13 protein-coding genes and 1 pseudogene are annotated in these 14,751 nt (G+C 59.2%); 5 read left to right on the forward strand and 9 right to left on the reverse strand.

The window, feature by feature from the left end; translation table 11 throughout:
• Positions 1-2: 2 nt before the first annotated feature.
• Together G560_RS0106905 and G560_RS0106910 are read left to right on the forward strand one after the other, a co-directional pair.
• Complete coding sequence (locus G560_RS0106905; protein ID WP_022703583.1) at positions 3-3,116, forward strand: DNA translocase FtsK; 3,114 nt, start codon at positions 3-5, stop codon at positions 3,114-3,116.
• Between the two features lie 218 nt (positions 3,117-3,334).
• Positions 3,335-3,955 (forward strand): LolA family protein, encoded by a 621-nt coding sequence (locus G560_RS0106910; protein ID WP_022703584.1) that lies wholly within the window; start codon positions 3,335-3,337, stop codon positions 3,953-3,955.
• 72 nt (positions 3,956-4,027) lie between these two features.
• Here G560_RS0106910 and G560_RS0106915 read toward each other — a convergent pair whose 3' ends face one another.
• Complete coding sequence (locus tag G560_RS0106915) at positions 4,028-4,609, reverse strand: transglycosylase SLT domain-containing protein (RefSeq protein ID WP_022703585.1); 582 nt, start codon at positions 4,607-4,609, stop codon at positions 4,028-4,030.
• 75 nt (positions 4,610-4,684) lie between these two features.
• The gene (locus G560_RS0106920) at positions 4,685-5,566 is read right to left on the reverse strand and encodes an AEC family transporter (protein WP_022703586.1); all 882 of its coding nucleotides are present in this window, start codon (positions 5,564-5,566) and stop codon (positions 4,685-4,687) included.
• 83 nt (positions 5,567-5,649) lie between these two features.
• Here G560_RS0106920 and hspQ point away from each other — a divergent pair, with 83 nt between their 5' ends.
• Entirely contained in the window at positions 5,650-5,976 is a 327-nt protein-coding gene (hspQ, locus tag G560_RS0106925) for a heat shock protein HspQ (RefSeq protein ID WP_028913816.1), read from the forward strand.
• Here the strand turns inward: hspQ and G560_RS0106930 are convergent.
• Complete coding sequence (locus G560_RS0106930; RefSeq protein WP_022703588.1) at positions 5,973-6,695, reverse strand: helix-turn-helix transcriptional regulator; 723 nt, start codon at positions 6,693-6,695, stop codon at positions 5,973-5,975. The two genes, hspQ and G560_RS0106930, sit on opposite strands and share 4 nt — an antisense overlap.
• 70 nt (positions 6,696-6,765) lie before the next feature.
• Between G560_RS0106930 and G560_RS18750 the strand changes: the two genes are divergently transcribed.
• Entirely contained in the window at positions 6,766-7,359 is a 594-nt protein-coding gene (locus G560_RS18750) for a glutathione S-transferase family protein (RefSeq protein ID WP_022703589.1), read from the forward strand.
• Positions 7,360-7,378: 19 nt separating this feature from the next.
• On the opposite strand, the gene G560_RS21300 is transcribed toward G560_RS18750, so the two are convergent.
• The 4 genes and pseudogenes from G560_RS21300 to G560_RS0106950 form a co-directional block, all read right to left on the reverse strand.
• Positions 7,379-8,251 carry a DMT family transporter gene (locus G560_RS21300; RefSeq protein WP_028913817.1) on the reverse strand — a complete coding sequence of 291 codons (873 nt, stop codon included), beginning with the start codon at positions 8,249-8,251 and terminating at the stop codon, positions 7,379-7,381.
• Positions 8,252-8,296: 45 nt separating this feature from the next.
• Positions 8,297-8,785 (reverse strand): annotated as a pseudogene (locus G560_RS21305) (DinB family protein); the annotation flags it as partial.
• A gap of 100 nt (positions 8,786-8,885) precedes the next feature.
• On the reverse strand, positions 8,886-9,173 hold the full coding sequence (locus G560_RS0106945) for an HU family DNA-binding protein (RefSeq protein ID WP_028913818.1): 288 nt from the start codon (positions 9,171-9,173) through the stop codon (positions 8,886-8,888).
• Between the two features lie 167 nt (positions 9,174-9,340).
• Positions 9,341-10,822, reverse strand: coding sequence for an AMP nucleosidase (locus G560_RS0106950; RefSeq protein ID WP_022703592.1), 1,482 nt, complete (start codon positions 10,820-10,822; stop codon positions 9,341-9,343).
• Positions 10,823-10,985: 163 nt separating this feature from the next.
• Between G560_RS0106950 and G560_RS0106955 the strand changes: the two genes are divergently transcribed.
• Positions 10,986-11,828: an SDR family oxidoreductase gene (locus G560_RS0106955; protein ID WP_022703593.1), complete on the forward strand. Its 843-nt coding sequence runs from the start codon at positions 10,986-10,988 to the stop codon at positions 11,826-11,828.
• Between the two features lie 78 nt (positions 11,829-11,906).
• Here G560_RS0106955 and yaaA read toward each other — a convergent pair whose 3' ends face one another.
• On the reverse strand, positions 11,907-12,668 hold the full coding sequence (gene yaaA, locus G560_RS0106960; protein ID WP_022703594.1) for a peroxide stress protein YaaA: 762 nt from the start codon (positions 12,666-12,668) through the stop codon (positions 11,907-11,909).
• A 31-nt stretch (positions 12,669-12,699) separates the two neighbouring features.
• A complete protein-coding gene (recQ, locus tag G560_RS0106965) occupies positions 12,700-14,745 on the reverse strand; it encodes a DNA helicase RecQ (RefSeq protein WP_022703595.1) in 2,046 nt (681 codons plus the stop codon).
• Between the last annotated feature and the right edge of the window lie 6 nt (positions 14,746-14,751).

Raw genomic sequence — 14,751 nt, forward strand, 5'->3', positions numbered from 1 at the left:
ACATGGCATCTTATCAGGTCAGACAGCGCGACCCATTGGTGGATCAAAACACCGCAGCAATGCTGGAACGGCGCGGTCGAGAGTTGCTGGGAACAGGCCTTATCGTGCTGGCCCTGATTTTCGTGGCAATGTTGGGCAGCCATTCGCCGAATGATCCCGGCTGGTTGGTGGCCACGGATGATCCGGTGAACAACGTGCTGGGGCGGTTCGGCGCATCGGTATCTTCAACTTTGTTCATCATTGGTGGGCTGGGGTCTTGGGGTATTCCGCTGATCCTTGGCGCATGGGGTCTGCGCTATGTTACACATCGCGGCGAAGAGCGTGCGATGGGGCGTGTGGTGTTTGCCGTGATCGCAATTGCCTTGGCATCGGTGTTTGCGGCCATTCCAGGCCAAGGCCAAAGCGGCGCAATCGGTTTGGGCGGTTTGTTTGGTGACACCGTGATGGGCATGATCTTGTCGATCTTGCCACTAAGCGGGGTTGGGTTGCAGCTGCTGTCGCTGATCTTTGGTGCGTTTTTGGTTGTGATGGGCCTGTTTGTAATGGGCTTTGACATGCGCGAATTGCAGTCAATCCGCCGTTTTGTGACCCTGTGTGTTGTGTCGACCTATGCGACGGTCCTGTCCTTGGCAGGGCAATCTGCGGCAGGTACGGCCCGTGCAGCGCAACTGCTGGCCGATAAAAACCGTGCGCGCCGTGAAGTGGCGGCAAGTCGGGCACAATATGATGACGTGGTTTATGACGAACCCGTGCAGCCCGCACCCCTGCGGGCCGACCGATCAACGGGCGTGACGGGTGCCAACGGCTTTGGCCGCCCTGCGTCTTTGCGTCCAAATGGGCGGACCACTGCCCGCGCCGAACCTGAAATCTATGCGGGCCCCGCAGCCATTGCTGCACAAACAGGTTTTGCAGCGCCACAACTGGTGGCCGAACGTCACCCCGAACGCGCGCATGAAAAAGCGCCGGAAAAGACCGGCCTTTTGGCACGCGTGCCACAAATGATCCGCCGCGCGGCAACGGGCCATCACCCCGAGGCCGACCGGCCCGCCGTTGAAATGAATCAACCGTCTGAAGACCGTATCAAGGCGCGGATCAATGATGTGATCCGGTCGCGGGTGCGCCATACCCCTGCGACGGCACAACCGACAGTGCAAACCGCTGTCCAAGCCGCCCTTGCGCGCCGTGAACCACCCGTTATGGGCCGCCGCGGCCCTGTGCCGCTGATCGCGACACCGCGCAACCGCCAGTCGATGGGCCTGCCGCCCGAGCCGCCAGTTATGGCAGCGCAGCCAGCGGCATTTGGCCCCAATATGTCACGCTTGTCGGTCACGTCCGCCAGCCGCCCCAGCCTGCCGCCTGCCCCACCCGTGATGGAATGGGACAACGATTTGGCCGACGACGAAGCGGGTCTGAGCCAATTCGCCGAGGCCGATTATGACGATTATGCGCCCGAGCCGGAAATCATCCGCGTATCGGCCCCGATGACGCGTTCGATTGCCCCTGAACAGCGTCGCATCGTCCAGCCTGCAATGAAAAAACCTGTTACCCCGTCGCGGCAAGCCATTGCCGAGGCGCAGCCACGCCTGAAATTCGAAGACCAGCATGCCGCCTATGAACTTCCGCCGCTGAACCTGCTTGCCAGTGCCGATACCGTGCAGCGCCACACGTTGGCCGAGGAAGCGCTGGAAGAAAACGCGCGGATGCTGGAGGCGGTGCTGGATGATTACGGCGTTAAGGGCGAGATTGTCGCCGTGCGCCCCGGCCCTGTGGTCACACAATACGAACTGGAACCTGCACCGGGGCTGAAGGCCAGCCGTGTGATCGGTTTAGCCGATGATATCGCGCGGTCGATGTCGGCGCTGTCGGCACGGGTTTCCACCGTGCCGGGCCGATCGGTGATTGGTATCGAACTGCCGAATTCATGGCGTGAAAAGGTTGTGCTGCGCGAAATTCTGGCGGCGCGCGATTTTGGCGACAGCTCGATGCGCCTGCCGCTGGCGCTGGGCAAGGATATCGCCGGCGAACCCATCGTGGCCAACCTTGCCAAAATGCCCCACCTTTTGATCGCGGGGACCACAGGTTCGGGCAAATCGGTGGCGATCAACACGATGATCTTGTCGCTGCTTTATAAACTGTCGCCCGAAGAATGTCGCCTGATTATGATTGACCCCAAGATGCTGGAACTGTCGGTTTATGACGGCATTCCGCACCTGCTCTCGCCCGTTGTGACCGACCCCAAAAAGGCCGTGATCGCGTTGAAATGGACCGTGGGCGAGATGGAAGAGCGCTATCGCAAAATGTCCAAGATGGGCGTGCGTAATATCGAAGGCTATAACGGCAAGGTGCGCGAAGCCTTGGCCAAAGGCGAGATGTTCAAGCGCACCATCCAGACCGGATTTGACGAAGACACCGGCGAGCCGGTGTTTGAAACTGAAATGGATACGCCCGTATCGCTGCCCTATATCGTGGTGGTGGTCGACGAGATGGCCGACCTGATGATGGTGGCGGGCAAAGAGATAGAAGCCTGTATTCAGCGACTTGCCCAAATGGCACGTGCCTCGGGTATTCACCTGATCATGGCCACACAGCGCCCGTCTGTGGACGTAATCACGGGCACGATCAAGGCGAACTTCCCCACGCGGATTTCGTTCCAAGTGACGTCGAAAATCGACAGTCGCACCATTTTGGGTGAAATGGGGGCGGAACAACTGCTGGGCATGGGTGACATGCTGTATATGGCTGGAGGCGCCAAAATCACCCGTATTCACGGGCCGTTCGTGTCGGATGAAGAGGTTGAGGAAGTGGTCAACCACCTGAAATCCTTTGGCCCGCCCGCCTATATGTCAGGCGTGGTCGAAGGCGTGGACGAGGACAAGGAAAGCGATATCGACCTTGTTCTGGGCCTTGGGTCGGGCGACAGCAGCGAGAACGAACTGTATGACCAAGCGGTCGCCGTGGTGGCGAAAGACCGCAAATGTTCCACGTCCTACATCCAGCGCAAACTGGGGATCGGCTATAACAAAGCCGCGAAACTGGTTGAGCAGATGGAAGAAAACCACGTCATCACATCGGCTAACCATGTTGGAAAACGTGAGATTTTGCTGCCGGAACATTAAGTGGCCTAAGGGTAGTGGTGGGTTAGCACCCACCCTACACATCGGGGGTAGGGTGGGTGACAACCCACCGCCACTCCCTCCCCTGCCCCGTGATCGCCATGTCTGTTCTTGGCAGGGAACCGCTCACATCCTTGTGTCGCATGTTGCAAAGGGGGTGCACCCCACCGCCACCGCCCTTATATGAAAGGTATCAGGCTTAATGAGTGGGAACCACCAAAATGAATCGCAGATCCTTTATCCGGTCGCTTGGCCTGCCATTTGCGGCGATGGCGTTGCTGACGGCACTGGCAATCCCTGCCGCCGCCGAGAAAATCTCGCTGAAAGAGATCTCTCGCTATTTGAACGGACTGACCACGGCACAGGCAGAATTTACCCAAATCAACGCAGACGGGTCAATTTCCACCGGCACGCTGTATATTCAGCGCCCCGGCCGCGCACGGTTTGAATATAACCCGCCAGATAAAAACCTTGTGCTGGCAAGCAGCGGCACGGTCGCGATTTTTGACGCAAAATCCAATCAACCGCCCGAACAATACCCCCTGTCGCGCACGCCTTTGTCGATTATTCTGGCCAATAACGTCGATTTGGGGCGGGCCAAAATGGTTGTCGGCCACAGCGTTGATGGCAACACCACGCGAGTGCGCGCCCAAGACCCCGAACATCCGGAATACGGGTCGATCGAAATGGTCTTTACCAGTGGCCCAACCGAACTCCGCCAATGGGTGATCCGCGATGACAGCGGCGGCGAGACAACGGTGATTTTGGGTGAAATGCAAAAGGGTGGCCGATTGAAAGCGGCCTTGTTTAACATCGGCATTACAATCGAACAGCGCAAGTAACTGCGCCCAGCCAATGCTGGATGTCAAAACGGGGGCCATTGGCCCCCGTTCGTTTGTCAAAGTAACGCCGCTTTACCGACGACACCCTTCAAGCTGCCCACGATACATTTCGGCGCGGTCCGCCACTTTTTGCGACACGACCAGCAGCCACGGCTTGTCATTATAACTGCCGCGCGCATAGCCCGTGCGCCCTTCGTGATAGGCCAGATAGTGGCCGCGTGCATCCCATTTGGAAATGCCCAACCCCTTTTCAGTCTGATCCATATACCAGCCCATAAAGTCGGTCGCATCGGCGATACGGTCACGGCGGGCCGACCCGCGGCGCTCTTCGCGCTGGTATTCTTCCCATGTGCCATCCAGCGCTTGGCTATACCCATAAGCCGAGCTTTGGCGGCCCACAGGAATAATCCCCAGCATATAGTTATGCGGGGTTTTCGCATCACCAATGAATTTTGATTCCTGATAGATGGTCGCCATCTGCACGTGAACGGGAATGCCCCATTTCCGCTCGGTCGCCTTCATCGCATTATAATATTGCGGACGTTCGCGTACGATGCTGCACGCGCTGTCCAAATCACGGGGCGCCGAAAAATTACCGCCGCCGCAAGACCCTAGCAACAGCATTACCATCGACGCGCGGAGAAACCTGCTCATATGCCCCTCGCACATTATTATTTTGGAGTAACATAGGGCAAAACGCGCAAAAGGGAAATGGGGCAGCGCATAACGTCAGATCAGAAAAGCGAGAGTAAGCGGCAATGTCACAACTGACAGGAGCGTGGACACAATCACCATCCCCGCGACCGCATCGCCATCGGCCCCGTATTTGCTGGCCAGCATATAGGTTGTCACCGCAACCGGCGTGCTGACCTGCAAAATCAGCACCGCCAAGGCCACAGGTTCCAGCGCAAAGACCTGCCCAACGGCCACGCCAATACACACGCAAATCACCACCCGCAGCAGCGACAGCCAAACCGCCTGCCCCAACTTGCCCGGCTGCAACCGCGCGACCGCCACGCCCAACGTGATCAGCATCAGCGGGATCGCCATTTGCCCGATCAGGTCCAGACTGTTGGTCAGCCAAAGGGGCGTGTGCCAGCCTTGCCACAAAAACAACGCGCCCAACAGCGTACCCGCGACCAAGGGTTCCTTGAACACCCGCAGGGGCGACCCGCCCTGGCTGACCAGCCACACGCCAAAGGTGAACCCCCACACCCCCGCAACGGCAAAGATCACCACTGCATAGCCCAAGCCCGCCTGCCCGAACGCAAACAGTGCAAGCGGCAGGCCAAGGTTACCGGTATTGCCAAAGATCAACGGCGACAAATACGTCCGCCGCTCCAGCCCCAACACCTTTGTGGTGCCCCAAAACACCGCCGTCAGCAGGCCGTAGGCGGTGATCGCGGCGAACAATGTGTCGGCCAGCGCCGAGCGGTCCAACTCCGTTTTCATCAGCGCGGTAAATATCAGGCACGGAGTCGCCAGCGTCATCGCCAAACGGGTCACAAATTCCATCCGGTATTCAAACCCAGCCTTGACCCACGCAAAGCCTATACCCGCCAAAATGCCAACGGGCGCAACGATTTGTAGAACTGTAAGGACAAGGTTCACAGACTGTTTCCTTAATTTTCTGACTGGCCGGTAGACAAGACCCCCGCATCGGGATTAGTAACCACAGTCAGAGGATGGGTGAAATGCTTAAAACACGCGCGAAATATCATTTGGGCCAAGTGCTGCGCCACCGCAAACATCCCTTTCGGGGTGTGGTGTTTGATGTTGATGCGATGTTCTCCAATACCGACGAATGGTATGAAAACATCCCCGAAGACAGCCGCCCGAAGAAGGACCAGCCCTTTTATCACTTGCTGGCCGAAAACGACCAAAGCTATTACGTCGCCTATGTGTCGGAACAAAACCTGATGCCGGATGAAACGGGCGAACCCGTGGACCATCCCGATCTGTCCGACCTGTTTGGCGACTTTGAAGACGGGCGCTACCCGTTGCAATTTCAGCTGAACTAAGGGTCAGGCGCGCCCAATGCACCGCGCCGTGCTTGCCCCTCGCGGCGCATCTCTTGCAAAAACTCCCTTAGCAATGGCACCCGACGCGGGCGGAACGATGTGTCGGTAAGGGTGGCATCTGCAATCTGGTGCAGCTGAAACTTGCGGAACCCTTGGCGCAGGCAACACCACGCCAGCACCATCAACGTCCGGTCCAAGAACACCACCGACAAAGGCCAGATCCGCCGCACCGACTGCGCGCCTGCCTTGTCGGTATAGGAAATATCAACCGCCACCTCATCCCAACAGGCTTGCCGGATCAGCGCCAATGCGGCAGGCGCAGGCGGGCGGCGTTCAAAGCGGTAGGTTTGCTGCACCGCATGCACGGCTTGGCGTTGTACCCGTTCGGGCAGGGTCGCGGTGATCTTGGCCAACGCCGCCTCGGCGGCCTGCGCCAATTCAGGATCGCCCGCCATCCGCACCTCGGACAGGCCCAGCACCAGCGCCTCTACCTCTAGCCGCGTGAACATTTGCGGCGGCAAAGCGGGGTCTTCGGTCAGGGTGTAACCATAGCCCGCCGCACCATCTATCAACGCACCCCCCGCCCGCAAGGTTTCAATGTCGCGGTAGAGCGTGCGTTCCGACACCTCGGTTTCCATGGCCAAACGCGCGGCTGTTACCGGCTGCGGCAAACGGCGCAGGGCATCAAGCAAGCGGAACAAGCGATCGGAACGGGCCATAGCATACTGACAGTTTTTGACAGGATGGTTTTGCTATACCATCCTCATAACAAACCGCAAAGGATATCCCATGCTTACCCTGTACCACGCCGCCCCCTCCCGTTCGTCGCGGGTCATCACCTTGATCGACGAGATGGGGATTGGTGACAAGATCACCGTCAAGCACGTCAACATCCCCCGCCGTGATGGGACCGGCGCGCGCGACCCGTCAAACCCGCACCCCGAGGGCAAGGTGCCGCTGCTGGACCATGATGGCACCCTGATTTCTGAAACCGGCGCGATCATGCTCTATTTGCTGGAACTGTTCCCCAACAGCCTTGCGCCCAAACCCGGCGACCCGAAGCGTGGCGAATTCCTGACGTGGATGTATTGGTACGGGTCGGTGATGGAACCCGTTATCGTGTTTGCCGCATTAGAGATGAACCATCCTGGCCTTGCCTCGACATTTCGCGATCATGCAGCGGCAGTGGCGCGTATTCGTGCAGCGTTGGAAAAGGGGCCATGGCTGATGGGCGATACCTATACCGCCGCCGATCTGCTGGTGCATTCACCCTATGCGTGGTTTGCCGAAATGTTGCCAGATGACCCGCTGATCAAAGATTGGGTTGCGCGTTGCATGGCCCGCCCCGCCAACCTGCGCACCAAGGCGCTGGACGCTGGCTAAACCCCTAACTGGCCCCCAATCAACTGGCCCGCTGCACGCGGGCCAGTTGCACCGCCAGAATACCGCCCGCGATGATGACAACACCCGCCACATCCCACAACGTCAGGCTTTCGCCCAGCAACACAGACGCAACGACCACGCCAAAAAACGGGTTCAGGAAATGGAACGCGGCCGCCCGCACCGCCCCGATGCGTTCAACCAGCTTGAACCAAACCCAAGTGGCAAGCAGCCCCGGCACCAAAGTCGTATAGGCAAACGCCCACCCCAAACGCGGGGTCCAGTTTATATCCCAGCTTTCCAAACTTATCGCCGCCACAGACAGCAGCGCCGACCCCACCAGCATCTGCAACCCGACCACCATCAGCAGGTTGCCCCCCGCCATGGCCCCGCGCACCGACAGCGTGGCAAAGGCCAGCGCCAGCACGCCGATACCAAGGAACCCAAGGCCCATCAGGTCCACCCCGTCCGAAATCCGGTGGCCCATGATGATGCCCACACCAATCATTCCGGCCACAAGCCCCGCATAGCCCAAGGCTGGCAGGCGTTCGCGGAATATCAACCACCCCGCCAGCGCCACGACCAACGGCATGGTTGATGCGACAATGGCGGCCAGCGACGCCTCGACCCACTGCATCGCGACAAAGTTAAACCCAAGGTACAGCGCGTTTTGGCAAATGCCGAAAAGGATCGTGGCGCGCCATTGGTTACGGGTCAGCCGCGCGGTTTGGCCCAAAGCATAGGCAATCCCAACCCCGATCAGCCCCGACACCAAAAACCGCAGCGCAAGGGCTGTCATCGGCGGCGCATCCGCCACGATCATGCGGGCCGACGTAAAGGCCGATGACCACATCAGGGCAAAGGCCAGCCCCATGAAAATCGCGCGTATGTCCATGCGGGTATCCATTTGCAGCGCGTCGAACCGTTCGGGCATGAACGGAATATCCGTATCGCCCGGCCGCGCGCCCGCCGCCGTCAGCATTGCATGGATTTGCCCGCGGTGGTGGGTTTGATGGTTGAACAGCTGCAAAACCAAAACCTGCTTGGGCTTTGTCACCTCGCGCCCAACTGCGCCAGAATACCAGCTTAAATCCGCGTCAAACCACGCGGCATCAACCCCATGTGCCCATGCCAATATTTGCGCATCAAATGCGGCCCGAGCGATGCAAAACGCATCCCAGCTTTGCTCCATAACCGCAGATTGCGTGATGCCACCCGTAGGCGCGCCGGTTCCCGCAAATCGGTCCAGCCAAATCCGGTCACCCCAAAGGATATGCGCAAAAGTCTTTTCAATGGACCCAAAGAACGCCCCCCGATCCAACTGCCGCGCGGCAGCGTCCAACCCGCTGGCGGCAGCCATAAGGCTTTCGTTCTGCCACAGGTTATAGCGGGCCATCGCCACAGCGTAATCTTTGTTCGGCACAGTCATGCTCCCTCGGCTATGTTTGAATCAGGTAAGCCCAGCGCAAAGAAAAAGGCCACCCCATTTTCTGGGGCAGCCCGTAAAGGTCGGCAAGCCGATCCTAGGATCAGTCGTTGACCGAATCCTTCAGCGCCTTGGCAATAGTGAATTTCACCTGCTTGTCGGCTGCTTTGGTCATGGTTTCGCCCGTTGCTGGGTTACGCACCTGACGCTCTGGGCGGGCGCGGCACGCCATTTTGCCGAGGCCTGGCAGCGTGATCGCGCCACCGCTTGCAACTTCACGGGTCACAATCGCGGCAACGGCGTCAAGCGCTGCACCAGCGGTTTTCTTGTCTGCGCCCATTTCTTCAGCCAGCGCTGCAATCAACTGCGTCTTGGTCATTGGCTTGTTCATAAGTCCTGTCTCCATGTACTTGCCCTGTCATTATGCAGGGCCTTTGCAGCCCTTTGGGGCGGATACCCCGCTACACAGGTTTTTGCCACCTAAATCAAGTGCAAATTCCAGTAAATCAGCACCCATTGGTGGGTTTTCCCTATGTCGCGGGCAGTTTGCGGGCCCAACTACAAAAATGCAGTTTCTTCAAAGCTGCGCAACTTACGGCTGTGAATCCGCTCCAGCGGCATCTCGCGCAACCGCTCCATCGCGCGAATACCGATTTTCAGGTGCCGCGCGACTTGGGTTTTATAGAAATCCGACGCCATGCCAGGCAGCTTCAACTCGCCGTGCAAGGGCTTGTCTGATACGCACAGCAAGGTGCCATACGGCACCCGAAACCGGAATCCGTTGGCGGCAATCGTCGCACTTTCCATGTCCAGCGCAATTGCCCGCGACTGAGACAGGCGTTTCACAGGGCCAGATTGGTCGCGCAATTCCCAGTTGCGGTTGTCAATCGTGGCAACCGTGCCTGTCCGCATGATCCGCTTCAGGTCAAACCCCTGCAATTGCGTCACTTCGGCCACCGCGTTTTCCAGCGCGATCTGAATCTCGGCCAGCGCCGGAATGGGCACCCAAACGGGCAAATCATCGTCCAACACGTGGTCTTCGCGCAGGTACGCATGGGCCAACACAAAGTCACCCAGCGACTGGCTGTTGCGCAGACCCGCGCAATGCCCCACCATCATCCACGCATGCGGGCGCAGCACGGCAATATGATCGGTCGCGGTTTTGGCATTGCTTGGCCCCACCCCGATATTGACCAAGGTAATCCCCTGCCCATCGGCGCGTTTCAAATGATAAGTCGGCATTTGCGGCAGCTTCAGCGGCACAGGCATCGCCCCATCTGCCGAGATCAAAATCGTATTCCCCGTGCCAACAAAGGCGGTATAGCCGCTGTCCGGGTCGGCCAGCATTTCGCGGGCGAACCCCTCAAATTCCTCGACATAGAACTGATAGTTGGTGAACAGCACATGGTTCTGGAAATGATCGGGGTCGGTCGCGGTATAATGGGTCAGGCGCGCAAGGCTGTAGTCCACCCGCTGCGCAGTAAACGGCGCCAGCGGGAACGACCCGTCAGCATAGGCGGTACGGGTGCCGTTGACGATATCGTCGTTGGTCGTCGCCAAATCCGGCACGTCAAACACATCGCGCAGGCTGAAATTCAAAACTCCTTCTTGCGGAATAGACACATCAGGGTTGCCTGCCACCGCAAAATGCACCGGAATGGGCGTATCGGACGGGCCAATTTGCACCGTCACCCCGTGGTTTTTCATCAACAGATCAATCTGCTGGATCAGGTATTTGCGAAAAAGATCTGGCCGCGTGATCGTGGTCGAATAGGTGCCGGGCTGGGCCACATGGCCAAAGCTTAACCGACTGTCGCTTTTGGTAAAGCTGGTCGTTGTCAGACGGATTTCGGGATAATGCGCCCGTATCCGCGTGGCGGGCTTCCCCCCCCTAACGGCAGCGCTGAAATGCTGGGCCAAAAACTCGGTCGCCTCGGCATAGAGTTCCTGCAACCTGTCCACCGCTTTCTCGGCCGAGTTAAAGCTGTCGCTGACCGGATGCTGCGGGGTCAATACGGGAAGTTTCGTGTCGTCGTTCATTTGCTTTTTCTTTTCAAAAATGATCCAGTATTAAGCGCAACACCGTGCGAATGCGCAAGCCCTGTTTCATAGTAAAGCATCGCAACAGCACATGACAAACCCGTGACACAGCCAGCCATAAAATCAAGTTGCACCGCCCCACGGCACGGCCGATAACTGGGATATGACAACACTCCTCTCCCTCGGTCACGGCTATTCGGCCCAAGCACTTGCCAAACGGCTGGTCCCGCTGGGCTGGCACATCATCGGCACCACCCGCACGGCAGACAGCGCCGCAGCACTGGCGGCAACGGGGGTTGAACCGCTGGTTTGGCCCGGTACGCCCCTTGCTCCTGCGCTGGCCCGCGCCACCCATCTGCTCACCTCGATCGCGCCCGATGGGAATGGCGATCCGGTGCTGGCCGCACATGCCGCCGAAATCGCGGCGGCGAAACTGGACTGGGTGGGCTACCTCTCCACCACAGGCGTTTACGGCGACCACGGCGGCGGCTGGGTAGATGAGGACACCCCATTAACTCCCAGCACCAAACGCGGTCAGCAGCGCGTTCTGGCGGAACAGCACTGGCAAGCCCTTGGCCTGCCGCTTCACATCTTTCGCCTTGCCGGCATCTATGGCCCCGGTCGCGGCCCCTTTGCCAAGGTGCGCGAAGGCACCGCCCGCCGCATCCTGAAACCCAATCAAGTGTTTTCGCGCATCCATGTCGATGACATCGCGCAAACCGTGGCATCCAGCATCGCGCGCCCCAACCCCGGCCAAATCTACAATGTCTGCGACAATGACCCCGCCCCACCCGAAGACGTGATCGAACATGCCGCCCACCTGCTGGGCCTGCCCATTCCGCCTTCGGAAAACTGGGCGGATGCCGACATGACCCCAATGGCACGCAGCTTTTATGCCGAAAGCAAACGCGTTCGAAATGACCGGATCAAAAGCGAATTGGGCGTCGACTTGATGCACCCTGACTACCGCGCAGGGTTGAAATCCCTGCTGGACCAAGATCCGTAAAATCCGCTTTCTTTCCGATCCGAATATCCATCTGCCCTAACGTGTCTGGGCAGATTTGTCTTGGCTTGCGCGCAGCCCTCAACCAGCCCGCACAAACACAGGCGCATCCAGCGCCGACCGCGCGGCATCAAACACATAGCCGCCCGTATCAAACCCTTGCAAAGCCTCAGGGTCCGTCAAACGATTTTCCGCAATAAACCGCGCCATAGCACCCCGCGCCTTTTTGGCATAAAAACTGACAATCTTGGCCTCACCATTCTTGTCTTCCAAAAACACCGGCGTAATCACCGGCACCGTCAGCGCCTTGGTATTCACCGCGCCGAAATATTCGATCGACGCGCAATTGATCAACGCGCGCGCTCCTGTCGCCGCCACGGCCTCATTCAACGCAGCCGCCACCTGTCCCCGCCAATAGGCATACAAATCCGCCCCACGCGGGTTTTCTAGCTTGCTGCCCATTTCCAACCGATAGGCCTTGATCGCATCCAATGGGCGCAAAACACCGTAAAGCCCCGACAAAATGCGCAAATGGTCTTGCGCCCAGCGCAGCGCATCTGCGTCCAGCGTCTTGGCCTCTAGCCCCGCATAGGTATCGCCTGCGAAAAACAACGCGGCGGGCCGGGTTTCGGCCACATCAAAACCCGCAAACCGTTCCACATTCAACTGCGCCAACGGTTCGGATATATCCATCAATTTGCGCAGCTTGCTCGCTGTCAACTCGCGCGCCACACCGGCCAACACCTCGGCATCTGCCCTAAAAATAGGCGCAGTTGCGCTAAACCCTGCGGGCAGAGTTGCTTTATCGTCAAGCCGTTTGGCGGGGGAAATTACTGTCAACATGCTAATCTATCTAAGGTCCAAGGGCAAAAGGTCAATCACCCGCAATCACGGCCAGAAACGCGGCCCCGAAACGATCGGTGCGCGGGCCGCCCATGCCGGGAATACGGTCCAGATCGGCCAGCGATGCGGGGCGCTTTTCGGCAATATGGCGCAAGGTGGTTTGGGTACAAGACACGGGCTTGTCTATCCCGTCCGGCCCGCGCTGCAACTCCAGATGCACCTGTGCCAATCGGTCAAACACCGCGCCCGCATCACGCCCCGCAAGGCGCATGCGCTGGGGGTGCAGGGCCTGCGCCCCTTCGCCGGTAATCACCGCCAAAAACGCCGCGCCATAGCTTTCCAGCTTTTTCGCACCAATCCCTGTGATCCGCGCCATCCCGTCCAAATCACGGGGGCGTTTTTCGGCCATTTCAATCAACGTGCGGTCGGGGAAAATCACATAGGCAGGCACCCGCGCCGCCTCGGCCAGCGCGCGCCGCTTGGCCTTTAGCGCCGACATCAGCGGTGCATCCTCATCCGACACAAGCGCTTTGACCACGGGGCCAGAGCTGGCCGATTGGATCGTATCCTTGCGCAAAGTGATGCTTTCCTCGCCGCGCAAAATGGGGCGGGCGGCATCGGTCATGCGCAACGCACCATATCGTTCGGTATCGGGCCGCACCAAATCACGCCCCATCATCTGGCGAAACACCGCGCCCCACGCGGGTTTGGACAGGTCCTTGCCCACCGCAAAGGTCGGCAATTGGTCATGCCCGCGCTGCACCACCTTGGCCGTGGCATTGCCGGTCAGGATGTCAATCAAATGCCCCGCCCCGAACGACTCCCCTGTGCGCAAAATGGCCGACAGCGCCTTGCGCACCGCATCGGTCGCATCAAACAACAACGCGGGGCGGTCACAAATATCGCAGTTGCCGCAGGGTTTGGACTCTTCACCGAAATACCGCAGCAGCACCTCACGCCGACAGCCCACAGCCTCGGCCAAGCCCAGTAGCGCGTTCAGGCGGGCATGGTCGGCATCTTTGCGGTCATTGGGGGCCAAGCCTTCGTCAATCTGGGAACGGCGCAGGCGAATATCGTCAGGGCCGTACAGCGTAAGGGTTTCGGCAGGGGCAGAATCGCGCCCCGAGCGACCGATTTCCTGATAATACCCCTCGATGCTTTTGGGCAAATCGGCATGGGCGACCCAGCGGATATCGGGTTTATCAATGCCCATCCCGAACGCCACCGTGGCGACCACGATCAACCCATCCTCACGCTGAAACCGTGCCTCGGTTGCGCGGCGGTCTTCGGCATCCATCCCGCCATGATAGGCGGTGGCCGGATGCCCCGCCTCACGCAGCGCCTGCGCCAGCGTTTCGGTTTTCGCGCGCGTGCCGCAATAGACAATGCCCGACTGCCCCTTGCGCGCCGCTGCAAAGGCCAAAATCTGCTTGCGCGGATTGTCCTTTACTTGAAACGCCAAATGAATATTGGGCCGGTCAAACCCGCGCAAAAATGTCGATGGGGCCACCCCATCAAACAACCGCGTCACAATCTCGGCGCGGGTTTCTTCATCCGCCGTGGCGGTGAACGCGGCCAAGGGCACGTTCAAGGCGCGGCGCAATTCACCAATGCGCAGGTAATCGGGGCGAAAATCATGGCCCCATTGCGACACGCAATGCGCCTCATCCACCGCAATCGCGGACACACCCACGCGGCGCAACATCTGCACCGTGGCCATGGATGCCAGCCGCTCGGGCGCGAGGTACAGCAGTTTCAACCGCCCCTCATCCAGCGCCGCAAAAACCTCTTCCGTCTCGTCATCGGTATTGCCCGATGTCAGCGCCCCCGCCTCTACCCCCGCCGCCTTAAGCGCGCGGACCTGATCGCGCATCAATGCAATCAGCGGCGACACCACAACTGTCACACCGTCACGGCACAGCGCGGGCAATTGGAAACACAGCGATTTCCCGCCCCCCGTTGGCATAATCGCCAAACAGTTTTCACCAGCCAAAACGGCATCCACAATCTCGGCCTGACCGGGCCGATATTCGGAAAACCCGAAAACAGAGGCAAGAAGGTCCGTGGGCGCGGCCATCAAGGA

The organism is Pseudorhodobacter ferrugineus DSM 5888, assembly GCF_000420745.1.
GTDB lineage: Bacteria > Pseudomonadota > Alphaproteobacteria > Rhodobacterales > Rhodobacteraceae > Pseudorhodobacter > Pseudorhodobacter ferrugineus.